We start from the raw sequence: 22500 nt of genomic DNA, 5'->3' as shown, positions 1-22500 counted from the left end.
ACTTTGTTTTATTCTTCCCGCAAAAAATCTCAATTACCAATCTTTTTCTGTTTTTGTTGGTTTTCCTTTTACTTTAGTGGCGTTTACTTTATCTTGAATTTTCTTTTCTTCATTGTTTACAGCATCCAAAAGATTTTCTAATCGTTGTTTCGAAATTCCACCAGGTTGTGGTTTCGGTTTCTCTTGATCTTTGGGTTTATCATCCTTGTTCTTCCCATCTTTTTTATCCTTATCCTTGTCATCGCCCTTATCGTCCTTCTTATCTTTGTCTTTGTCTTTCTTGTCCTGATCTTTCTTGTCCTGATCTTTTTTGTCTTTGTCCTTTTTATCCTTGTCTTTTTTGTCTTTGTCGTCTTTAGGCGGATTTTCTTTTAGCATCTTTTTTGCCAATGCATAATTGTACCTTGTTTCCTCATCAGTAGGGTCATTGCGTAACGCATTTTTATATGCTTCAACGGCCTCTGTGTAATTTTTTTCCTTCATAAACACATTCCCTAAGTTATGAAAGCCCTTGTGCTTCTCAGATCTTGATTTAGTGCTTTTAATTGCTTTGGCGTAAGCAAACTTAGCCTCAGAAGCTTGATTTTGTTTGTAGATCGCATTTCCCAAATTATAAGGAGCAGCAGTTCCATTTGGAAATTTTGAACTTGAAATCCTATAATCAGCTTCTGCATCAACAAATTTATTGTCTGCATATTCCTCATTTGCTTTAGGCAAACTTTTATCTTTCTCTTGTGCCAATACTCCCCCCAGCCCTAAAAAAAGAAGCGCGAAAGTCGTAAATATGTATTTTTTAAAATTCTTCATTTTTCTTAAATTATGCTATTCCTTAGAAGCTAAACCTCTTAAAGAATAGACATTTATTTTTCTTCGTTAAATAAATTCAACTTCTTCACCCAGTTTGTTTTCTTTTCCAGCAAAAATAGATCCAAAAACAACAACACAAAAGCGAATCCTAGGAACCATTGAAACTGTGATTGAAAGTCGGCCATTTGCGTAGATTCAAATTCGGTTTTTTGAATTTTATCTAATGTATTCTTAATGTACGCCACGACTTCTTTAGTATTATTCCCATCGATATAGCCACCTTTGGTCGCTTTAGCAATCGTCTCTAAACTAGCACGGTTCAATTTTGTAACAACAACTTCATCATTGTTGTCTCTTTGATAACTTTCTACAACACCATTTTTCTTTAAAGGAATCGTTCCTCCTTTTTCAGTTCCTAACCCTATCGTAATAATTCTCATTCCCTGCTTATTCGCTTCTTCTGCGGCAGCTTGAGCACCGTCAGAATGATCTTCTCCATCAGAAATCAAAATAAGCAACTTCGAAGTTTTACTCTTATCGTCAAAATAAGTGGAAGATAGCTTTATGGCTTCATCTAACGACGTTCCTTGCGATGATACCATTTCGGTATTCATGCTTTGCAGAAACATTTTTGCCACACTGTAATCTGAAGTAATGGGCAATACCGGAAAAGCACTACCTGCATAGGCCACAATCCCTATTCTGTCACTTCCTAATTCATTGATAATTTGGGAAACAATCTGCTTACTTTTTTCTAATCGACTTGGAGCAATATCTTCCGCCAGCATACTTTTGGATACATCCATCGCAAAAACGATATCAATTCCTTCTCGTTTTACTGTTTCCATTTTAGTTCCAATTTTTGGATTAACTAACCCAAAAATCAATCCCGTCAAAGCCAAAAGAATTACAACCAGTTTAAAAACAGGTTTAAAAACAGAAGATTCTGGACTCAATTTTTTTATTAATTCCAGATCACCAAATTCCTTTTTCTTTTTTCTTTTCCAATATAAATTGTATAGGAATAGTACCACCACTGCTGGCAGTATAAAAAGTAAGTATAAATATTTTATTTCGTCTAATTCCATAATTTTCTAAATTCCAATCCCGAATAATCGGGACAAATTCCAAATTCCAAAAGTCAAATCCCAATTTTCACGTCCAATTTCCACATCCTTCTTAGGGGCTGGGCGAAGGATTCTATATAAAGCTTTTGTAAACCGTATTTCTTAATCCTATCTCAGCTAATAATAAGAAACCGGCAAGCCAAACAAAAGGCCTGTATTTCTCATCATAATCATAGAATTTTAATTCTTCAATTTCAGTCGTTTCCAGTTTATTGATTTCGCCATAAATTTCAGCCAGTTTGCTGTTACTTGTTGCTCTAAAATAGCGTCCATCAGTTTTTGTGGCAATACTTTTCATTAGCTTTTCATCAATTTCGACTTTCATCATTTTGAATAAAAAATCACCGTTGGCAGCTACCGCGTATGGAAATTCTGCCATACCGTTTGTTCCAATCCCGATCGTATAAACTTTAATCCCATATTGTTTTGCGATGTCTGCCGCCGTTTCCGGTTCAATAAAACCTGCATTGTTCACACCGTCTGTTAAAAGGATAATCACTTTACTCTTGGCTTTACTATCTTTTAAACGATTTACAGCCGTTGCTAATCCCATTCCTATTCCAGTTCCATCCTGTAAAACATTATCATATTTTATACTCTTGATGGCCTCCAGAACAACGGCTTTATCGCTGGTAACTGGAGTTTTCGTATAAGCTTCAGAAGCATAAACTACAAGTCCTATTCTGTCATTAGGTCTTTCATCTGCAAAATCAGCGGCTACTCTTTTTAAAGCTTCCATTCTATTCGGCTTCAAATCTTTGGCGAGCATACTTCCTGACACATCGACTGCCATAACGATGTCTATCCCTTTTGTCGTCTTTGTTTTATTACTGATGTCAACCGTTCTAGGTCTAGCCATAGCTACAATCAAAGAGCTTAATGCAGCTAATCTTAATACGCTCAAATAAGGCTTTAGCTTCGCCAATAAAGATTCTGAAGATTTAAATCCCTTAATTGAACTTATTTTTAAAGTTGCTGACTGATCGTTTCTCTTCACAAATAGCCACACTATGGCTATTGGAATCAAAAGAAACAACCAGAAAAACTCAGGATTTAAAAATGTGATATTTCCCATTATTTACTTACTTGTATTAATTCGACAGAGCTCAAGACTCGGTCTGATATTTCATTGGCGTACGAATCCCCTTCTTCATGGAAAATCATGATTTGTTGCAATCCGCCTTCTTGACTAAATAGCACTATTTCATAATACAGCTTTTCGCTGCTATTAGAATCGACATTGAATCTTGAAAACGTTCCATATGATTTTAAACCACTAGCCCCTTCTTTAGTGTCAAAATCTTCTTGTTTCACTATCATATTTTGTGCTCCCTGAGATTCTAATGTCTGTAAGGTAACTTCCATCGATTTCTTCAAATCAATTTCGGCTTCTTGCTTGTATTTAATTGTAGAAACCATCAAATAAAAATTATCCACAAAACTACCATAGGCAAAAGATTGCATTTCTTTAACTAGCTGCAAACCATTTTTTGGAAGCGATTTTGTTAAATCAATTCTTCGTAGCACTTTTGGCGTTTCAATAGCAACTCCCGGGTTTCCGTACGTACTTCTTATCCATTCTCCTTCAAGCAATTCTTTGGTAGGATGTCCGATAATTGTATCTTTTACATAATCAAATCCTTTAGTAGCGATAAAATAAGTGGTAGTTGCTAACAATAAGAAAACAACCGAAGCCACTGCAATTAGTATGCGTTTACTTCTCTTTTTCTTTAGTTGAATTTGGATCTGTTTTTGTTTTTGTGCTTCATTCAATAAAGTATCCTCTTCAATTTCGACTTCTACAGGAATAGAACTGTCTAGTGTAAGAATTGCTTTTTGTATTTTATTACGATCCTCGGTAATTTCGTACTCTACTGGTTTAGATTTGGCAAATTTAACCAAATCGGCTTGTTTTAAAACACGTTCCAAGTTCTCTATTGTCTCTTGCGAAACTGTCATTTTCTTTCTTACAGAAGCAGCTCTAAGACCCAAAATCAACTCTGAAGTTGTGCTTTCCATAGCTGGAATATCAATTGCTTCTTCAATATAATTACGAGCAATATCTGTCAATTCACTATAATAAGCTTTCACTTCTCCTTTTTGCCAAAGTTCTTTTTGCTCTAAGGTATTCAGTAAGCTGGTTGCTTTTTCTATTGGTGTTTTGTACACCTCTTCTTCAATCTTTTTCTTTTGTTGTCTTTTAACAATCCAATAAACTAATGCTCCTATCCCAAGAATTAAAGCTATAATCAATAAGTATTTCCACCAGTCACCTATCGAACTCTTTGCCGGAACAATGTCTTTAATATCATACATCTTCTGTTTTAAAGTATCCACCTCAACATTTGCCACGTCAACAGAAATCGAGTCCGTTAAATATGGTTTACTGTTAATAAGAATCTTTATACTTGGAATCGTATATTTCCCAGAATCAAACTGTGTTAACCCATATTTTTTGATTAATTCATAACGGTCATTATTTTTAATCGTGTCTATAGGATAAGACCGAATTACTTCGAGAGCTCCGATATTTTTAAGTTTTGGAAAATCAACTTTAGATAAAGTATCCACTGACGCTTTTACCGTCAATTTAAACTCGGCGCCAATTTTGTTCTTAGTCGTATCTATACTGGTTACCACTCGTTTTTGCTGGGCAAAAATAGCAGTGGAAAAAAGCAGTACTAGTAGGTAAAATTTATTCATTTTTTATGTTCAATTTGAGGCACTAATTTTTGATTGACGATGTTCCTGAACGAATTATTTGGCCTGCAAGGTGATTTCCTGCATAATTTTCCTCAAAATTATTGGCAACATTAATAATTAAAGCTGCAAAATCTATCAATCGGTCTTCTAAAATCTGTTTGTTCATCTTTTAAACATTCTATTAAAATCTTAGATCAAAAATCGTTAATCTTCAATCGTTAATCATTACCTCGATTTAAAATAGCCTAATAATTTGGTCACATAACTTTCATCAACCCTAGTATTTACTACACCAGCGCCTGACTTACTGAATGTTTCCTTGAAATAAATTAATTGGTCATTATAATATTTCTCATAATTGAATCGAACTGTCTTCGAACTAGTGTCAACTAATTGTGTTTCTCCTGTTTCGGCATCAGTCATTGGCACCATACCTATATTTGGCATTTTTTGTTCTCTAATATCGTACACCCTAATTCCCGTGATGTCATGTTTCTTAGACGCGATTTTCAACGGATGCTCATAATTTTCGGACATGAAATCAGAAATAACAAATACTATCGCTTTCTTTTTCTGAGTGCTGGATAAAAATTTTAATGCTTGACCTATATCTGTTTTATGGCTTTTGGGTTCAAACTCTATCAATTCACGAATGATACGCAAGACGTGTGACCTTCCTTTTTTTGGCGGAATGTATAATTCAATTTGGTCAGAAAATAAAATCAACCCAATTTTGTCATTATTCTGTGTTGCCGAAAAAGCCATGGTTGCAGCAATTTCCGTAACAATGTCTTTTTTGAATTGGTTTTTAGAACCAAAACTTTCCGATCCTGAGATATCAACCATCAACATCATCGTTAATTCACGCTCCTCTTCAAAGACTTTTACGTGAGCTTCATTGTAACGCGCCGTAACATTCCAGTCAATCGCACGAATGTCATCCCCATATTGGTACTGACGTACTTCACTGAAAGTCATTCCGCGCCCCTTGAATGAAGTGTGGTATTCCCCCGAAAAGATATGATCGCTCAATCTACGGGTTTTAATCTCTATTTTTCGTACTTTTTTTAAAAGCTCTTTTGTATCCATTCTATAATTTGTTTAAAGTTTAAAAGTTTAATGTTTCAAAGTTGCCATTTAACAACCTGAAAATTTAAACATTAAACAAACTTTAAGGTACTTCAACTTCGTTTATAATTTTATTGATAATATCAACAGAGGTAACGTTTTCAGCTTCTGCTTCATAAGTAACCCCAATTCTATGACGCAATACATCATGAACAACGGCACGAACGTCTTCTGGAATTACATAACCACGACGTTTTATAAAAGCATAACATTTGGCTGCATTAGCTAAATTGATACTTCCACGCGGCGAAGCTCCAAAACTGATTAATGGTTTCAAGTCAGCTAGTTTGTATTTCTCTGGATAACGAGTAGCAAAAATAATATCAAGAATATATTTTTCGATTTTTTCGTCCATATACACTTCGCGTACCGCTTCTTGTGCACGTAGAATTTGTTCTACAGAAACAACTTGGTTCACTTTCTCGTAACTTCCTTTTAAGTTTTGACGAACAACCATACGCTCTTCATCCATTTTAGGATAGTCAATAACCGTTTTTAACATAAAACGATCGACTTGCGCTTCTGGAAGTTGGTATGTTCCTTCTTGTTCAATTGGGTTTTGAGTTGCCAATACCAAGAAAGGTCTGTCCAATTTAAAAGTAGTGTCTCCAATGGTCACTTGCTTTTCCTGCATCGCTTCTAATAATGCCGATTGCACTTTAGCTGGCGCACGATTAATCTCATCTGCTAAAACGAAATTAGCAAAAATAGGTCCTTTTTTTATAGAGAATTCATTTTGCTTAATGTTGTATATCATCGTCCCCACAACATCTGCCGGCAATAAATCCGGTGTAAACTGTATCCTGCTAAAAGATCCGTGTACCGCTTGGGAAAGGGTGTTTATAGCTAACGTTTTTGCTAATCCAGGAACACCTTCTAATAAAATATGTCCCTGACCCAAAAGTCCGATTAATAATCTTTCAATCATGTGCTTTTGACCCACAATCACTTTATTCATTTCCATTGTCAAGAGGTCGATAAATGCGCTCTCTCTTTCGATTTTTTCATTGATTGCTCTAATGTCTAAAGTCGATGTATTTTCTTCCATATTGATGTATTTAAAACCTTGAATTTAATGCCTTATGTTTGAGAGTGCAAATTGAATTATTTTTTAGAGGTAAGATGTTAAAAAATGGTTAAAACTTCGAATAAAGTCCTAATTTTAAGGACTAATTATGATACAATTTTTATATTTTTAAGAACTTTGAAAAATATACTTTGAATTACAAAAATTACGGGTTTCAGTAAAAAATAAAAACCATGAGCAAAACGATATTATCGCCTATTATAGCAGGCACAATGAATTGGGGGATTTGGGATAAAAACCTAACTCCAAAGGAAATGGAAAACATGATCCATGTCTGTTTAGAAAACAAAATTACCACCTTTGACCATGCCGATATTTATGGTTCTTACACTACCGAAGCTGCCTTCGGAAAAGCATTTACTTCAAGCAAAGTAGCGAGAGAAAAAATGCAGCTGATTTCTAAATGTGGAATCCAAATGCTGGCTGAAAACCGGGACAACAAAATCAAACATTACGACTACTCTAAGTCACACATTATCTGGTCAGTTGAACGATCGTTAAAGAATTTACAAACTGATTATTTAGATGTATTTTTGCTGCACAGACCCAGTCCGTTGATGCAAGCAGATGATATTGCCGAAGCCGTAGAAAAACTAAAATCTGAAGGAAAAATACTTGACTTCGGACTTTCTAATTTTACTAGTTCTCAAACCGAATTAATTCGTCAAAAAACAGAAGTTAGCTACAATCAGGTACAATTCTCGGCAACAAATTTTGAACCTATGGTTGACGGAAGTTTTGATTACATGCAATTGAACAACATTCGTCCGATGTCTTGGAATCCCTTAGGATTTGTTTTTAGAAACGATATCCCGCAAACGCATCGACTGAAAAAAATATTGGCTAAATTGGTCTCAAAATACCATCTTGGTGCTGATACACTTTTACTTGCTTGGGTTTTAAAACACCCAGCCAAAGTTCTTCCTATTGCCGGAACGGTAAATGTCGCCAGAATACAATCGTTAATGAAAGCGGTCGAATTAGACCTTGAAAAAGAAGATTGGTTTGCCATCTGGGCAGAAAGCATGGGGCAAGATGTCTTATAATTCATCGCAGATTTTCCATCTAAAAAAATAAAAATAACTTCAACAATAGTGATTTCAATAGAAATAATAAACCATGAGTAAAACAGCCTTAATAACCGGTGCAACTAGCGGAATTGGTAAAGCAACCGCACAAATATTAGCAAAAAACAATTATAAAATTATCCTATGCGGCAGGCGCGAGGACCGAATGGCCGAACTTGAAAAAGAACTTTCAAAACTGACAGCGGTACATACTTTACTATTTGATGTACGCGATAAAAAAGCCGTATCAGAAAGCATCGCTTCTTTACCCGCTGACTTTTCTACCATCGACATTCTTATTAATAATGCCGGTAACGCACACGGATTAGATCCTATTCAAACAGGTAATTTAGACGATTGGGATGCCATGATCGATATAAATGTAAAAGGGTTATTATATGTTTCGAAAGCCATAATTCCCCAAATGATTGAAAGAAAATCAGGTCATATTATCAATATCGGTTCTACCGCCGCCAAAGAGGTATATCCAAACGGGAACGTATATTGTGCCACAAAACATGCAGTTGATGCACTAAATCAAGGCATGCGAATGGATTTAAATCCATTTGGAATACGAGTGGGTGCTATTCACCCCGGAATGGTGCAAACTGAATTCAGTGAAGTGCGTTTTAAAGGAGATACAGATAGAGCCGAAAAAGTGTACCAAGGATTCACACCCCTACAACCAGAAGATATTGCTGATATTATTCACTTTGTTGTATCTAGACCGTACCATGTTAATATTGCCGATTTAGTAGTGATGAGTACTGCACAAGCTTCTTCAACAATCGTAAAAAAGGATTAAAGCAAAACGCTAAAGGCACTCAGTTTTTTAAATATTTTTATCCAACGGAGTAATCAACAATAATGGTAATCTAAATGATCAACAAGCGCCTTTTAATTAAAAACCTGCTCGCCCAAAATGACGAGAGTAGCTTTTATGACAAAAAGCGCCAATTGAACCTGCACACTCGTGAAGGAAAAGCAAAGTTTTTAAAACATATTTGCGCTTTAACTAATTCCAACCCTGCAAACAATTCTTATATTGTGGTAGGCGTCGAAGATCAAGATAATGAAATCGTAGGGGTGGATTTTTTTGATGACAGCCACATTCAAAATTTAGTGAATGCTTATTTAGAAAACCCTCCTAAGATTCAATATGAAAATGTCCCTTTCCCGAATTTACCAAAAGACAAAGTGATTGGTTTAGTGACCGTAAAACCAAAAAACAACACCTCTTATTTTAAAAAAGGAATCCATACTATTCTAGTCAATAGTGTCTTTATCAGACACGGCAGCAACACGATGCCAACGGAAGAAAAAATAAAAAAGAATTTTCAAAACTCGGAAACCGTAATCGGAATTGAGAATAATGCCAGAAACAATATCGAATATACTTTAGACGGCGTATTTGATTTTATGAATTTTCGCCACAAAGACATGGCGCCTAAATACAAAGTATTCAAAGAATTATTTGTGATTTGCTGGGCTGGAATTCCAAAAAGAGTGCGTGACAAAACGTTTTTGTCACGCGTTGATATAGAGCTGATAAATGAGCAAATTAAATTGTTTTATTCTGCTCAAGATGTGGTTACGATCACTTATGATGACGATACTTTTACAATCATTGAATACCTTTCTTTGGGCCTGAATGATAAAACGAGTTATTATCCCTTAGAGAAACAAACCATCTATTTTTATGAAAATGGTTATTACAAAATAGAAAATGAAATGCTCTTCCAACCTCCAGAATTCAGCCGGAAAATGCTTTATCACATTTACAATTCTAATCTTGCTGTGTTAGAAAAACTAAAAAAGGGAGTCACATTAACCGCAAGTGAGCGCAAAGATCTGGAAAATTTACCCTCTACCTTCATGATTTGTTACCTCAACGGATTTGATGATGCTAAAGAAAAACTAGAAGAAGCAAAGTCTCTTTTAAAACCTTTCCCCCACATCTATCTGTCTTTTAAAGAAGCGATGCGAATTTTGAGAAAGATGAAGTACGATGTGAAATAAAAAAATTAAGTCACTATAAGAAAACTAATATACGAAATGCTGTTTAGAAACTTGCAACCTCAATTTATTAGTGCTTTAAGTTTCTGACAAAATTTACAAAAATTTAGACAAGGGTTTGCGAGAAAGCATCTGCAGTGGCGATACTTCCTTTAAAAAAAATTATCTTCTACTAATAGCTCTTAAAAGTGACAAGCAGCAGTAAAAAGGTCATTAATGAAATTGGCGACCATTCGAATAATTAAAAGCGATAAGACGATAAGTGTATTCATTACAGAAATTTTTTTTGTAAAGTTACTTCAAAATACCACAGTAAACAATCACCAAAAATAGTGATATTTTGGTAGTTAAAAAAAGGTGTTTTATTTCATAATCAAGACATTAAATAAAAAAAATATTTAAATATCCACCTATGACCGCAATCTAATTCGCACAAAATTTCAATTATCCTACTTTCCCCAATCTAACCTTCCTTCCTAACAATTAGTATATAGTTTGCCAGAATTAATGATCGGGTCTTTCTCATAGAAGTTGAATTACTAATGTTCAAAAAAACTACTTTAAACACAATCGGACTGCTTTTACTTGGTATGCTATTTTTGGTTCCATTTTCTTTTTAGATAAAAAAAAGCATAAAAATTCTCACTTCCCAACTCTTTTCCTTAATTTTATGGATTAGAAAAAAAACATTATTGTTGTTTTTTATAATCGCGATTGACCAAACACAAAATGAGAACATTAGTTATAGGAGATATACACGGAGGCTTACGTGCACTACACCAAATCATGGAAAGAGCCAAGGTTACTAAGGAAGATTCTTTGATTTTTTTAGGAGATTATGTAGATGGCTGGAGCCAATCTCCACAAGTCCTCGATTACTTAATTGAATTGAATACTACAAACAACTGCATCTTTATTCGGGGTAATCATGACGAATTATTATTGCATTGGCTAAAAGACAGCAAAGACAACCTTATGTGGTACAAGCATGGTGGCGAGGCAACTGTACTTGCTTATGAAAAAGTAGATGCTAGTACAAAACAATTACATGTTGACTTTTTACTTTCGTTAAAGGACTATTATCTTGATGATAGGAAACGCCTTTTTGTTCATGCCGGATTTACAAATATGAATGGGGTTACTTATGAATTTTACCCAAAATTATTTTATTGGGATAGAACCTTGTGGGAAACGGCCTTGTCATTAGACCGAAGTATTAAACCCAATGATTTGACTTATCCAAAACGATTGACACTTTATGACGAAATCTACATAGGACATACCCCCGTCACCCGCATCGGTAAAACGGAACCTACACAAATGGCTTGTGTCTGGAATGTAGACACGGGAGCCGCTTTTAAAGGCCCTTTGACTATAATGGATATCGACACTAAAGAATTCTGGCAAAGTGAACCCTTGAACACTTTGTATTTTGATGAAAAGGGACGAAATTAAATTATAAAAGGTTAATTTTGTAGCGATTTTATTAAAAAAAACACAATTATGAAAAAGGTAATTACATTATTATTACTATGTACCGTAGGTCTTATTAACGCACAAGCTTTCAAAGGAAACGGAGATGTAAAAGGTCAAGTAGGTTTTAACATACAAGATGGAGGGACAGGAATTTTCATTTCTTCTGATTTTGGAATTGGAGAAAACATGTCCTTGGGACTTACCTCAAATTACTTATTATCTGTAAATACCAATGCACTTGGAGAAACCCCATCATTTGGAGATCGTATCGACCTTAAAGCACGTTTCAATGCTAACCTAGGAAGTGTAATGCAATTAGATCCTAAAATGGATGTTTATCCTGGTTTAGATTTAGGTTTGAAAAATTTTGGAGCTCATTTAGGCTTCCGTTATTTCTTTACCGAAGGTTTTGGATTATTCGGAGAAGCTGGAGTGCCGATTGCTAAATATGATAAAAACGTAAATGGATTCGACCATTTAAACAATCAGTTTGTTTTTAATATTGGAGCATCATTTAATTTGTAGCCTGAACCAACAATCATTACATTTTTACAATAAAAAAAAGGCAATTTGAAATTTTCAAATTGCCTTTTTTAGTTTATGATTTTTATTGACTACAAATCAAATTTAATTCCTTGTGCCAAAGGCAAAGAAGTTCCATAATTGATTGTATTGGTTTGACGACGCATATACACTTTCCATGCATCTGAACCAGACTCACGTCCACCACCTGTTTCTTTTTCTCCTCCAAAAGCACCACCGATTTCAGCACCTGAAGTTCCAATGTTCACATTAGCAATACCACAATCAGATCCTGCAACAGATAAGAAATGCTCTGCTTCTCTCAGGTTGTTCGTCATAATCGCAGATGATAATCCTTGAGCTACTCCGTTTTGAACGTCAAGCGCATTTTCAACAGTTCCAGAATATTTCAATAAATACAATACTGGAGCAAACGTTTCATGTTGTACGATTTCAAATGAATTGTCAGCTTCTGCAATTGCAGGTTTCACATAACACCCACTTTCATACCCTTCTCCCGAAAAAACACCACCTTCAACAAGAATTTTACCACCTTGTTCTACTACTTTAGTTAACGCTCTATTGTACATTTCAACCGCATGCGTATCGATTAGCGGCCCAACGTGATTGTTTTCGTCTAATGGATTCCCAATGCTCAATTGCTTGTAAGCAGCCACAACAGCGTCCTTTACTGTATCGTAAATACTTTCATGAATAATTAAACGACGTGTTGAAGTACACCTTTGTCCTGCAGTTCCTACAGCTCCAAAAACAGCTCCAATAACAGTCATTTTAATATCAGCATCTGGCGTAACGATGATTGCATTGTTTCCACCTAATTCCAATAATGATCTTCCCAAACGACCTGCTACTGTTTGCGCAACGATTTTCCCCATACGAGTAGAACCTGTTGCAGAAATTAACGGTACACGTTTGTCATTAGTCATCATTTCCCCCACTTTATAATCTCCGTTTATTAAACAAGAAATTCCTTCTGGAAGATTATTTTCTTTAATTACCTCAGCAATTATATTTTGACAGGCAATTCCACACAGTGGCGTTTTCTCTGATGGTTTCCAAACACAAACATCACCAGCGATCCAAGCTAATGCTGTGTTCCAAGCCCAAACTGCTACTGGAAAGTTAAACGCTGAGATAATCCCAACAACTCCCAATGGGTGGTATTGCTCATACATTCTATGTTGCGGACGCTCAGAATGCATTGTTAATCCATGCAATTGACGAGAAAGACCTACTGCAAAATCACAGATGTCAATCATTTCCTGAACTTCTCCATATCCTTCTTGTAATGATTTCCCCATTTCGTAAGAAACCAATTTACCTAAAGCGTCTTTATTTTCACGTAATTTTTCTCCAAACTGACGCACGATTTCACCACGTTGCGGTGCTGGCATCAATCTGAATGTTTTGAAAGCTTCCGTAGCAGACTGCATTACTTTTTCGTAATCTGCAGCTGTAGAAGTTTTAACTTTCGCTATCAATTGGCCATCTACAGGAGAATAACTTTCAAGGATTTCTCCATTTGAAAAATGATTTAACCCCGTTGATGTTCCTTCATTTATGTCCTTTATGCCCAATTGTGCCAAAGCCTCTTTCATTCCGAATTGATTTGCTATTGTTATCATTGTAACTTTTTTGGTTTAAATTGTTATATTTTTATGTAAAGATATTGTTTAAAGACCTATTATACAAAAATCATCTTATAAAATATTGGTAAGAACAAGACGTTCTTTTTCAAAACCAAGTCCTTTATGCGATTCATCTTAATTAAAAAAAAAGATAGAATTGTGCGCTGGCGATTTTATAGCCCCGGTAGAAGCGGCATCTCCCGATTTAGAAAAACAAGGCTTTTTTCAAGCCGTAGTTTTTATTTATCGGGAATACAGCGAATGACGGGAAATAGCTCCTAAAAAAAATAATTCAGTATAGACTTTACTCTTTGGCCATAAATCGAGGATCGGACTCCATAACTGTTCCGCATTTTTCACAAGTTCTCAATGCTTCCGACTTATAAAAATCTTCAAAATGCGGTATAAAGTCTTTTTCGATATCGTTTAGTTCAAAATACACTTCATGTAATTTATGGTTGCAGTTCTCACAGAACCATAGTAACCCATCTTTATAGCCTTGTCTAGCCCTTTTTCGTTCAATAACCAAGCCGATTGAGCCCTCTGAACGCAATGGGGAATGAGGAACTTTTGCTGGGTGTAGGTACATATCGCCAGCATGGAGCTCTAACACATTGCGCTCGCCATCCTGTTGTGTAATCACTTTTATAGAACCCTCTAATTGATAAAACAATTCTTCAGTCTCATTATAATGAAAATCTTTTCGAGCATTAGGACCCGCAACAATCATAACAATATAATCACCGGAATCCATATATAAATTCTTATTCCCCACCGGTGGTTTCAACAATTGACGGTTTTCATCAATCCATTTAGTAAGGTTGAAAGGTTTTGAAATTGCCATTTTATTTTAGTTGTTAATTAATGTTGCGCTAAGTTACTAAAAAGTCTGAAGCGGTAAAGTTTATAAAATCATAAACTATTTCAATAAGGTTCTAATGAATTTACCAATTAGAAGCGCAACAAAACACCATCCCCAAATTCATTGTAAATTTCTAACCTACCAACCCATCTGACTTTCTATTTCACCTCTTTTATCAAGTAAATATAAACTGGAAAATGATCACTGAAACCAACTTCTGACTCTGAATGTCGTTTTGGATATCCTTTATATTGGCCGGAAGTTTGTATTAAAAAAGACTTGTTGTAAATCCCTGCTTTCCAATAGTTAAAAGAGGAAAAATTATTCTGAATCAGCGATTGCGAAACCATGATTTGGTCAAAAATATCCCAGGAATCCCGGAAGGCAATCGTACCCAAACCTTTTCTTGCCATATCCTCAAAGGGATTGTATATGCCTAATGGAAGAACATCGGCTTTATTGGCTCTAGCGCCAAGGGCAATTTTTACACTTTTATTGTAAGGCCCATCATTTAAATCCCCCATGGTTAGCACTTTTGCGTTTGGGTTTATGCGTTGCAAAGAATCTATTATTCTTCTATTTAATTCCCCTGCCGCTTCTCGAAAGGGACTTGATTTTTTCTCTCCGCCGGAGCGCGAAGGCCAATGATTGACAATAATATTAATTTCTTCGCCATCGAGAAAACCAGTTACTAAAAGCTGATCTCTCGTAAAGACACGGTTATTATAATTACTTATTTGTAAGGTATCGTCCGTTTTTTCTTCCGCTTCTATTTTGGAATACGCCTTTTTCACAACTTCTTTTCGGTATACTATTAAAGGAATATTGGTATAAGTTGTAGGTCGGAAATATTGTTTTTGATACAACAAAGCCACATCAATTCCTCTCTTATCAGGAGAATCAAAATGGATGATTCCATACTCTTTGTTGGCCATTTTTGATTCCTTGACTAAATCTTCCAGAACGCCTCTGTTCTCGATTTCAGAACAACCAATGAATGTAGGGGAATTTGTGTTTTCAGCCGAACCAATTTCAAGTAATACTCGGGAAAGATTTTGTAGTTTTTGATTGTATTTTTTGGACGTCCACCGTTGTGCTCCTTTTGGCGTCCACTCATCATCATTTGTAGCGGGGTCATTTATAGTATCAAAAAGATTTTCAAAATTATAAAATGCAACTGTATGAATCGCATATTTTTTTTGCTGGCTAAATCCATTTATTATTGGCATAATAAAAAACAACACTAAAAACCACCGTTTAAATCTCATATTTGATTTATAAAAATTAATTATAACCCTCAATACCAGCAACTATTTGAGTAAAAATACTCCATTTTAAGAACAAAGTTCAAATTATTTTTGAAATTCCTTATCTTTGGTTTTTAGTCTATTTGAATGACTTAACTTATTTTAAATATCCCCGAAAAACAAAAACATGCGTACTACCCGATTTTGGCCTATAAACAGTAGTTTCGGTCTTTATAAAGCCTTACTTTTATTTTTTATTTTACAATCTTTCAACAGTCAAGCCCATACACTAATGACAACACCACCCATTTTACAAAAAGGAGATACTATTGCAATTTTGGCAACAGCCAGAAAAAACCTTGATAATAACCTGCAACCTGCTATAGATTTAATACATAGCTGGGGACTAGAAGTTGTTATTGGCAGCACAATTGGTTTAGATGACAATCAGTTAGCGGGTACTGATACCCAAAGAGCAGCCGATTTTCAGAAGCAATTAGACAACCCAAATATTAAAGCGATTTGGTGTGTAAAAGGAGGTTATGGTACGGTACGAATCATTGATTTATTGGATTTTACCAAATTCAAACAAAACCCAAAATGGATTGTTGGTTTTAGTGACATCACTGTTTTACACAATCATCTCAACACCATGGGCTTTAAAACCATTCACGGTGTTATGCCTGTTACAGTTGCCAGAGCAACTCCAGAAGCGATTGAAAGCTTACGTGTTTCTCTATTTGGCGAAAAATTGAGTTATACTATTACGTCTGACTTAAAAAACAGAATAGGTAGTGCATCAGGGGAATTAGTAGGTGGGAATTTATCTATTCTATACAGTTTACTAGGATCACCATCGGCAATTGACTGCACAGATAAAATATTATTCCTTGAAGATTTAGATGAATATTTATATCATATAGACCGTATGATGATGAATTTAAAACGTAACGGTTGCTTGGAAAGCGTTAAAGGAATCATTGTGGGCTCTATGACAGAAATGAAAGACAATGATATTCCATGGGGCAAAAATGCCGTTGAAATTATAGAAGATGTTACTAAAAAATACAATATTCCTGTTATCTATAACTTTCCGGCAGGTCATATTAGAGACAACCGTGCACTTGTTTTAGGCGAAACTGTTCAGATGAAAGTGACTCCACAAAGTGCATCAGTCACTTTCAATTAAAAAAATTAGAATTCAAATGGTTTAAAATTAATAAAATGGCTGAACACAATGATTTAGGGAAGCTGGGTGAGGAAATGGCGGTAGAATTTCTTAGGAAAGAAGGCTATATTATTTTAAATACCAATTGGACTTTTCAAAAAGCAGAAATTGATATCATTGCTAAAAAAGAAAATATCCTTGCTATTGTTGAAGTAAAAACACGTTCCTCACTAGAATTTGGATTGCCTCAGGATTTTGTGAAACCTAAAAAAATTCAACTACTTGTAAAAGCCGTTGACGCCTATGTCAATGAAAAAGAGATCGATGTTGATGTCCGTTTTGACATCATTGCCATCCATAAAGAAGGTAAATCTTTTGTTATTGAACACCTTATAGATGCCTTTTATCATTTTTAATTGATTATTTTTGATGTTATATTTGTAACAAAATGTTTTTTATTTATATTTGCATACGTTTTTAACACAGCCAATAAATCAATTAACTACTAGATCTAAGTAAAAACATCTAAATATATTATGAAAACTGTTTCATCAATTGTCGAAAATTACATCAAAACAAAGCCTTTTTTATTAAACGCACTATCTCTTGGAATTATTAATCTGACGTCATTATCAAGAAATATAATGTCAGAATTAGAAAATGAGTTTGGCAAAGAAGTAAAACAAGGCGCGGTTGTAATGTCGTTAAAGAGACTAACGGAAGAACTTGATTTTAGATTAAATCATAAAATTAATAAGGTAATAAAAAATATAGGCGAGATAACCGTACGCTCTGCTTTGACGGATTATACATTCTCTGTTTCTGAAACGGTTTTCAACAAACAAGCCCAACTAATATCAGACATTAATGCCTTAGCTGATGTTTTTTACACCTCATCCAGAGGGGTAAATGAAATCAATCTGGTAGTAAGCAATAGTGTAAACCACCTAGTTGAAAAGCATTTTGTAAGTGAAAAACTGATCCAAAAACTAGACAACCTAGCTTCAATCACTGTTAAATTACCAAAAGAAAACATTGTTGTTCCCGGTATATATTACTTCATCTTTCAGCGTTTAGCCTGGGAAGGGATTATCATTAATGAAGTTATCTCGACCTCTAATGAATTCACTATTTTAGTAAGTGAAGAACAAGTAGATGTTGCTTTTAAAGTAATCAAAGATTTGAAAAATTAGGAATCCTCCCCACGGCCCCCTCCGAGGGAGGGGAGCCTATGTGGAAATGGAGGGATTTAAATATACTGTAAACGGTAGATTATATACTCTGTAGAAAACTTAGAGTGTAGGGCTAAAAAAGATGTCTTCCCAGCACTGAAAACTAAAGTACTGAACACTGATTACTTGCTGCAATTCCATTAGACTATCCGTTTTGAACTTAAATTAATCTCTTTTTCCCAACATCTCCATCAACTCTAAAGCTTTTCTTGTTGATTTTGCATTATCGAAAGTGATTAGCAGACGCAAGCCATTTGGCGTTTGTTTCTCTTTCATTTTACAAAGGTCAGTGTGCTTTTGAACAAACTGTAGCACCGCTCTAAAACGTTGCGATTGATAATAATCAGATTGTTGATCAGATACAAAATAACAAATCATCTTGCCTTGTTTCATCACTAGTTTCTCAATTCCTACTTGAGTCGCAATCCACTTGATTCGAATACTATTCATTAAAGCAATTGCTCGCGGAGGCATTGGCCCAAAACGGTCAATCAGTTTTGTCTGGAATATTTGTAATTCTTCTTCATTTTTTACAGCCGCTAATTCACCATATAAACTCAATCGTTCACTAATGTTATTGATGTATTCATCAGAGAATAACAACTCAAAATCAGTATCGATTTGCAGGTCTTTTACGTACTCTTTGGTTTCAATATTATTCTCTGTAGGATATAAATCCTTGAATTCATTTTCTTTTAATTCCTCTATGGCCTCATTCATGATTTTCTGATAAGTGTCAAAACCTATTTCGTTGATAAAACCACTTTGTTCACCTCCCAATAAATCTCCCGCACCACGAATCTCTAAATCTTTCATCGCGATATTAAATCCGCTTCCCAGATCACTGAATTGTTCTAATGCCTGAATTCTTTTTCTGGCATCGTCTGTCATTGCCGAATACGGTGGACAGATAAAATAACAAAATGCTTTTTTATTACTACGCCCAACTCGACCACGCATCTGATGCAAATCAGACAAACCGAAATTATTTGCGTTATTGATAAAAATCGTATTCGCGTTTGGAACATCTAAACCACTTTCGATAATTGTTGTTGCTACCAAAACATCAAATTCTCCATTCATGAAAGCTAGCATCAATTCTTCCAGCTTTTTCCCTTCCATTTGTCCGTGACCAATTCCTACTCTAGCATTGGGTACCAAACGCTGAATCATTCCAGCAACTTCTTTTATGTTTTCGATTCTATTATTGATAAAAAATACTTGTCCGTTGCGTTGAATCTCATATGAAATCGCATCCCGAATCATCTCTTCGCTAAAACCAACAACATTAGTTTCAATAGGATACCGATTGGGTGGCGGCGTCGTAATTACAGATAAATCCCGCGCTGCCATCAAAGAAAACTGCAAGGTTCTCGGTATTGGCGTTGCGGTCAATGTGAGCGTATCCACGTTAGCGGCAATAGTTTTTAATTTGTCTTTTACGTTAACGCCAAACTTCTGTTCTTCATCAACAATTAACAAACCCAAATCTTTAAAAACTACATTTTTATTAACCAATTGATGCGTTCCGATAACGATATCCAGTTTCCCTTCTGCTAAATCTTTTAAAGTTTCGGCTTTTTGTTTGGCTGTTCTAAATCGGTTTAAATAACCAATGGTTACCGGCATGTCTTTCAATCGCTCCGTAAACGTTCGGTAATGTTGGTACGCCAAAATAGTTGTAGGAACTAGAATTGCGACTTGTTTACTGTTATCCACTGCTTTAAAAGCAGCACGAATGGCAACTTCTGTTTTTCCAAAACCTACATCACCACACACTAATCGATCCATCGGACGATCGCTTTCCATATCCGCTTTTACTTCCTGCGTAGATTTAGTTTGATCCGGAGTATCCTCATAAATAAAGGAACTTTCTAATTCGTTTTGCAAATAGCTGTCAGGTGCAAACTGAAATCCTTTATCTAATCTTCTTTTAGCATAAAGCTGAATCAAATTGAACGCTATGTGTTTTACTCTTGCCTTTGTTTTTTGTTTTAAAACTTTCCAGGCATTCGATCCCAACTTATAAATTTTGGGCGGTGTTCCGTCTTTACCCGTATATTTTGAGATTTTGTGTAGTGAATGTATGCTCACATACACAATATCATTGTCAGCATAAACAAGTTTTATAGCTTCCTGAGTTTTGTTTTCGACCTGTATTTTTTGCAAACCTCCAAAACGTCCAATTCCGTGATCGATGTGTGTTACATAATCACCAACGGACAGCGTTGTTAATTCTTTTAAAGTGATATTTTGCTTTTTCGAATAGCTACTCTTAATGTTGAATTTATGGTAGCGTTCAAAAATCTGGTGATCGGTATAACAGGTAATTTGGTTTTCTTCATCAATAAAACCTTGGTACAAAGGCATAACAATCGTATTGTATTGTTTTCGGATATTCTCTGAGTTGGATTCGTCTAAACTTGTAAAAATATCATGAAATCGTTTTGCCTGTCCTTCATTTGAACAAAATAAATAATTTTTATAACCGTTAAACTGATTTTCACTCAGGTTGTTCAACAACAAATCAAATTGCTTGTTGAATGACGGTTGTGGCTGAATGTGGAATTCGAATTTCTTAGCGATTTTAAAAATTGGCGTTGGACTCAATTCTACTATCGAAAAGTCTAAGGCTCTTTTTATAAAAGTCTTTTGGTTCAAAAACAATTGATCCGGCGTAGCATGTTTAATGTCTTTTGACAATTTTTCAAAAGCTTCTTCTGCCCTAGCAAATTGCTTGTCTAATTGAGAAAAAAGGTCTTCGGTATTTTGAATAAACAGCACTGTTTTCTCTGAAATATAGTCCAGGAAGCTTTCTCTGTTCTCCTGAAAAACTTTGTTCTCCACGTTTGGGATTATCGTAATTTTATTCTGTTTTTCAAGTGACAACTGGGTCGATACATCAAAGCTACGAATGCTTTCGACTTCATCTCCAAAAAATTCGATTCGGTACGGATTATCATTTGAAAAAGAAAACACATCGACGATACCTCCACGAACAGAAAACTCTCCAGGTTCTGTAATGAAATCGACTCTTTTGAATTCATATTCGAATAAAACCTCGTTGATAAAATCTATCGATATCTTATCGCCTACGGACACTTTTAATGTGTTTTTATCTAAATCTCTACGAGTCACTACTTTTTCAAATAGCGCTTCGGGATATGTTACGATTACAGCCGGTTTCTTGCGGGAATTTATTCTGTTGAGCACTTCGGCGCGCAACAAAACATTGGCGTTATCTGTGTCTTCAATTTGATACGGACGGCGATAGGAGCCTGGATAAAACAACACATCCTTATCACCAATCATTTGTTCTAAATCATTCAAATAGTAGGCTGCTTCCTCTTTATTGTTTAAAACGATAAGGAAAGGAGCATCTGCTTTTTTAAATAACGCTCGTATGACAAAAGATGTTGCTGATCCCAGCAAGCCATCAAGATGTAATTTTGGTTGATTATTTTCCTGTAAACGTTCAACGATTTGTTGAATTTTAGGCGAATTATCAAAGATGTTATATAGGGCAGCTTTACTCAATTTGAGGGAGATTTGGATCGTTTATTGTTGGACTACTATTGGGAATGGCTCTGGAGGCATCCATCATTTTCATTAAATCAGATTCTCCTAGTTCTACGGGAATTTTGCTTTTTTCAACAATTTTATCCATTTCACGCTGTAACGAAGCTAATTCTTTGTTGATTTCAGAAATCAAACCAACTACTTTTTTATCTGAAATAGCATCTAAATGGATGTACAAATCCAGTAATCGCACTTTAGTAATTAGCGTTGAAATTCTGCTTTTAATTTGAGGTTTATTAAATTGAATAGGCAGGTTTTCATTCAATGCCATCGCTTTTTTTGAAATGGCTTTTGCTTTTTGTTGAAAAGCTCCAATAGTCGTTTTGGGTTTTTGAGCCAGCTCCTTCAAAAATAAACGAAACTCATTCCAGGTGCCTTCACTTTCTTCTGCAGTAGTATTTATTGGTGTGTCATAAAAAACCCAGCCTTTATTTATATTCGAAAAAATAATTTCTTTTTTTTTGGCGTCTTTTTCATTCTCTGCAATCCTTTTTTGGTCATCCTCTTTACACGAAGAAAGACTAATAATCAAAAAAAGAAAGGTTGCTATTTTATATTTCATAGTGAAGCTATCTGCTGTTTTTTAGGTTCCAATGTACTTTGCAAAGCCGCTATCTTCTCGCGGTCAACATTCTTTTATGCTCATTTCATTGCGATTACAAGGAACCACAAAGTTACAAAGTAAATTTATAATTACAGATTCGAATATGCAAATTCCGATTAGATAGCAAATGCTACATTTATAGCATCAAAAACGCTAAAACAACGAGTAAAAAATTATCATTTTAGGTGTTTTCATATTGGATTTACAATCCTGAAGCAACACTGCA

20 protein-coding genes are annotated in these 22500 nt (G+C 35.1%); 8 read left to right on the top strand and 12 right to left on the bottom strand.

The window, feature by feature from the left end:
* Window positions 1-33 precede the first annotated feature (33 nt).
* The 7 genes from QO182_RS10665 to QO182_RS10635 form a co-directional block, all read right to left on the bottom strand.
* Entirely contained in the window at window positions 34-807 is a 774-nt protein-coding gene (locus QO182_RS10665; protein WP_371561566.1) for a tetratricopeptide repeat protein, read from the bottom strand.
* 53 nt (window positions 808-860) lie between these two features.
* Window positions 861-1895, bottom strand: a complete 1035-nt coding sequence (locus QO182_RS10660; RefSeq protein WP_371561564.1) for a VWA domain-containing protein — start codon at window positions 1893-1895, stop codon at window positions 861-863.
* Window positions 1896-2007: 112 nt separating this feature from the next.
* The gene (locus tag QO182_RS10655; protein ID WP_371537668.1) at window positions 2008-3009 is read right to left on the bottom strand and encodes a VWA domain-containing protein; all 1002 of its coding nucleotides are present in this window, start codon (window positions 3007-3009) and stop codon (window positions 2008-2010) included.
* Complete coding sequence (locus tag QO182_RS10650; protein ID WP_371561562.1) at window positions 3009-4637, bottom strand: hypothetical protein; 1629 nt, start codon at window positions 4635-4637, stop codon at window positions 3009-3011. The genes QO182_RS10655 and QO182_RS10650 overlap by 1 nt, the downstream gene beginning before the upstream one ends.
* 22 nt (window positions 4638-4659) lie before the next feature.
* Window positions 4660-4803: a four helix bundle protein gene (locus tag QO182_RS10645; RefSeq protein ID WP_371537674.1), complete on the bottom strand. Its 144-nt coding sequence runs from the start codon at window positions 4801-4803 to the stop codon at window positions 4660-4662.
* A gap of 59 nt (window positions 4804-4862) precedes the next feature.
* On the bottom strand, window positions 4863-5726 hold the full coding sequence (locus QO182_RS10640; protein WP_371537677.1) for a DUF58 domain-containing protein: 864 nt from the start codon (window positions 5724-5726) through the stop codon (window positions 4863-4865).
* Window positions 5727-5808: 82 nt separating this feature from the next.
* Entirely contained in the window at window positions 5809-6813 is a 1005-nt protein-coding gene (locus QO182_RS10635) for an AAA family ATPase (protein ID WP_371537680.1), read from the bottom strand.
* Window positions 6814-7025: 212 nt separating this feature from the next.
* On the opposite strand from QO182_RS10635, the gene QO182_RS10630 reads away from it, so the two are divergent.
* The 5 genes from QO182_RS10630 to QO182_RS10610 all read left to right on the top strand — a co-directional run bounded on the left by QO182_RS10630 (window position 7026) and on the right by QO182_RS10610 (window position 11936).
* Window positions 7026-7898, top strand: coding sequence for an aldo/keto reductase family oxidoreductase (locus tag QO182_RS10630; RefSeq protein ID WP_371561560.1), 873 nt, complete (start codon window positions 7026-7028; stop codon window positions 7896-7898).
* Window positions 7899-7971: 73 nt separating this feature from the next.
* Window positions 7972-8724: an SDR family NAD(P)-dependent oxidoreductase gene (locus QO182_RS10625; RefSeq protein WP_371537686.1), complete on the top strand. Its 753-nt coding sequence runs from the start codon at window positions 7972-7974 to the stop codon at window positions 8722-8724.
* A gap of 74 nt (window positions 8725-8798) precedes the next feature.
* Window positions 8799-9938, top strand: a complete 1140-nt coding sequence (locus tag QO182_RS10620) for an ATP-binding protein (RefSeq protein ID WP_371561558.1) — start codon at window positions 8799-8801, stop codon at window positions 9936-9938.
* Window positions 9939-10664: 726 nt separating this feature from the next.
* Entirely contained in the window at window positions 10665-11390 is a 726-nt protein-coding gene (locus tag QO182_RS10615) for a metallophosphoesterase family protein (protein WP_371561556.1), read from the top strand.
* Window positions 11391-11438: 48 nt separating this feature from the next.
* A complete protein-coding gene (locus tag QO182_RS10610; RefSeq protein ID WP_371537692.1) occupies window positions 11439-11936 on the top strand; it encodes a DUF6646 family protein in 498 nt (165 codons plus the stop codon).
* An 89-nt stretch (window positions 11937-12025) separates the two neighbouring features.
* Here QO182_RS10610 and QO182_RS10605 read toward each other — a convergent pair whose 3' ends face one another.
* The 3 genes from QO182_RS10605 to QO182_RS10595 all read right to left on the bottom strand — a co-directional run bounded on the left by QO182_RS10605 (window position 12026) and on the right by QO182_RS10595 (window position 15712).
* Window positions 12026-13579 (bottom strand): aldehyde dehydrogenase family protein, encoded by a 1554-nt coding sequence (locus tag QO182_RS10605; protein WP_371561554.1) that lies wholly within the window; start codon window positions 13577-13579, stop codon window positions 12026-12028.
* A gap of 307 nt (window positions 13580-13886) precedes the next feature.
* Window positions 13887-14426: a 3-hydroxyanthranilate 3,4-dioxygenase gene (locus tag QO182_RS10600; RefSeq protein ID WP_371537694.1), complete on the bottom strand. Its 540-nt coding sequence runs from the start codon at window positions 14424-14426 to the stop codon at window positions 13887-13889.
* A gap of 176 nt (window positions 14427-14602) precedes the next feature.
* On the bottom strand, window positions 14603-15712 hold the full coding sequence (locus QO182_RS10595; protein ID WP_371561552.1) for an endonuclease/exonuclease/phosphatase family protein: 1110 nt from the start codon (window positions 15710-15712) through the stop codon (window positions 14603-14605).
* A gap of 166 nt (window positions 15713-15878) precedes the next feature.
* On the opposite strand from QO182_RS10595, the gene QO182_RS10590 reads away from it, so the two are divergent.
* From QO182_RS10590 to QO182_RS10580, 3 genes are all read left to right on the top strand, one after another.
* Window positions 15879-16880: an LD-carboxypeptidase gene (locus tag QO182_RS10590; RefSeq protein WP_371561550.1), complete on the top strand. Its 1002-nt coding sequence runs from the start codon at window positions 15879-15881 to the stop codon at window positions 16878-16880.
* Between the two features lie 35 nt (window positions 16881-16915).
* The gene (locus tag QO182_RS10585; protein WP_371537701.1) at window positions 16916-17275 is read left to right on the top strand and encodes a YraN family protein; all 360 of its coding nucleotides are present in this window, start codon (window positions 16916-16918) and stop codon (window positions 17273-17275) included.
* Between the two features lie 120 nt (window positions 17276-17395).
* Window positions 17396-18052 carry an aspartate kinase gene (locus QO182_RS10580; RefSeq protein ID WP_371537704.1) on the top strand — a complete coding sequence of 219 codons (657 nt, stop codon included), beginning with the start codon at window positions 17396-17398 and terminating at the stop codon, window positions 18050-18052.
* A gap of 204 nt (window positions 18053-18256) precedes the next feature.
* On the opposite strand, the gene mfd is transcribed toward QO182_RS10580, so the two are convergent.
* Window positions 18257-21628 (bottom strand): transcription-repair coupling factor, encoded by a 3372-nt coding sequence (gene mfd, locus QO182_RS10575; RefSeq protein ID WP_371561548.1) that lies wholly within the window; start codon window positions 21626-21628, stop codon window positions 18257-18259.
* Window positions 21621-22232: a hypothetical protein gene (locus QO182_RS10570; protein WP_371561546.1), complete on the bottom strand. Its 612-nt coding sequence runs from the start codon at window positions 22230-22232 to the stop codon at window positions 21621-21623. The genes mfd and QO182_RS10570 overlap by 8 nt, the downstream gene beginning before the upstream one ends.
* Between the last annotated feature and the right edge of the window lie 268 nt (window positions 22233-22500).

Source organism: Flavobacterium sp. Arc2, assembly GCF_041431385.1.
Lineage (GTDB): Bacteria > Bacteroidota > Bacteroidia > Flavobacteriales > Flavobacteriaceae > Flavobacterium.
The sequence above is the reverse complement of the archived record's forward strand: the minus strand, read 5'-3'. Positions and strand labels throughout refer to the sequence as shown.

Excerpts from the sequence above, each read along its gene's own strand:
- QO182_RS10665 (WP_371561566.1), bottom strand. The coding sequence starts at position 807 with ATGAAGAATTTTAAAAAATACATATTTACGACTTTCGCGCTTCTTTTT.
- QO182_RS10660 (WP_371561564.1), bottom strand. The coding sequence starts at position 1,895 with ATGGAATTAGACGAAATAAAATATTTATACTTACTTTTTATACTGCCA.
- QO182_RS10655 (WP_371537668.1), bottom strand. The coding sequence starts at position 3,009 with ATGGGAAATATCACATTTTTAAATCCTGAGTTTTTCTGGTTGTTTCTT.
- QO182_RS10650 (WP_371561562.1), bottom strand. The coding sequence starts at position 4,637 with ATGAATAAATTTTACCTACTAGTACTGCTTTTTTCCACTGCTATTTTT.
- QO182_RS10645 (WP_371537674.1), bottom strand. The coding sequence starts at position 4,803 with ATGAACAAACAGATTTTAGAAGACCGATTGATAGATTTTGCAGCTTTA.
- QO182_RS10640 (WP_371537677.1), bottom strand. The coding sequence starts at position 5,726 with ATGGATACAAAAGAGCTTTTAAAAAAAGTACGAAAAATAGAGATTAAA.
- QO182_RS10635 (WP_371537680.1), bottom strand. The coding sequence starts at position 6,813 with ATGGAAGAAAATACATCGACTTTAGACATTAGAGCAATCAATGAAAAA.
- QO182_RS10630 (WP_371561560.1), top strand. The coding sequence starts at position 7,026 with ATGAGCAAAACGATATTATCGCCTATTATAGCAGGCACAATGAATTGG.
- QO182_RS10625 (WP_371537686.1), top strand. The coding sequence starts at position 7,972 with ATGAGTAAAACAGCCTTAATAACCGGTGCAACTAGCGGAATTGGTAAA.
- QO182_RS10620 (WP_371561558.1), top strand. The coding sequence starts at position 8,799 with ATGATCAACAAGCGCCTTTTAATTAAAAACCTGCTCGCCCAAAATGAC.
- QO182_RS10615 (WP_371561556.1), top strand. The coding sequence starts at position 10,665 with ATGAGAACATTAGTTATAGGAGATATACACGGAGGCTTACGTGCACTA.
- QO182_RS10610 (WP_371537692.1), top strand. The coding sequence starts at position 11,439 with ATGAAAAAGGTAATTACATTATTATTACTATGTACCGTAGGTCTTATT.
- QO182_RS10605 (WP_371561554.1), bottom strand. The coding sequence starts at position 13,579 with ATGATAACAATAGCAAATCAATTCGGAATGAAAGAGGCTTTGGCACAA.
- QO182_RS10600 (WP_371537694.1), bottom strand. The coding sequence starts at position 14,426 with ATGGCAATTTCAAAACCTTTCAACCTTACTAAATGGATTGATGAAAAC.
- QO182_RS10595 (WP_371561552.1), bottom strand. The coding sequence starts at position 15,712 with ATGAGATTTAAACGGTGGTTTTTAGTGTTGTTTTTTATTATGCCAATA.
- QO182_RS10590 (WP_371561550.1), top strand. The coding sequence starts at position 15,879 with ATGCGTACTACCCGATTTTGGCCTATAAACAGTAGTTTCGGTCTTTAT.
- QO182_RS10585 (WP_371537701.1), top strand. The coding sequence starts at position 16,916 with ATGGCTGAACACAATGATTTAGGGAAGCTGGGTGAGGAAATGGCGGTA.
- QO182_RS10580 (WP_371537704.1), top strand. The coding sequence starts at position 17,396 with ATGAAAACTGTTTCATCAATTGTCGAAAATTACATCAAAACAAAGCCT.
- QO182_RS10570 (WP_371561546.1), bottom strand. The coding sequence starts at position 22,232 with ATGAAATATAAAATAGCAACCTTTCTTTTTTTGATTATTAGTCTTTCT.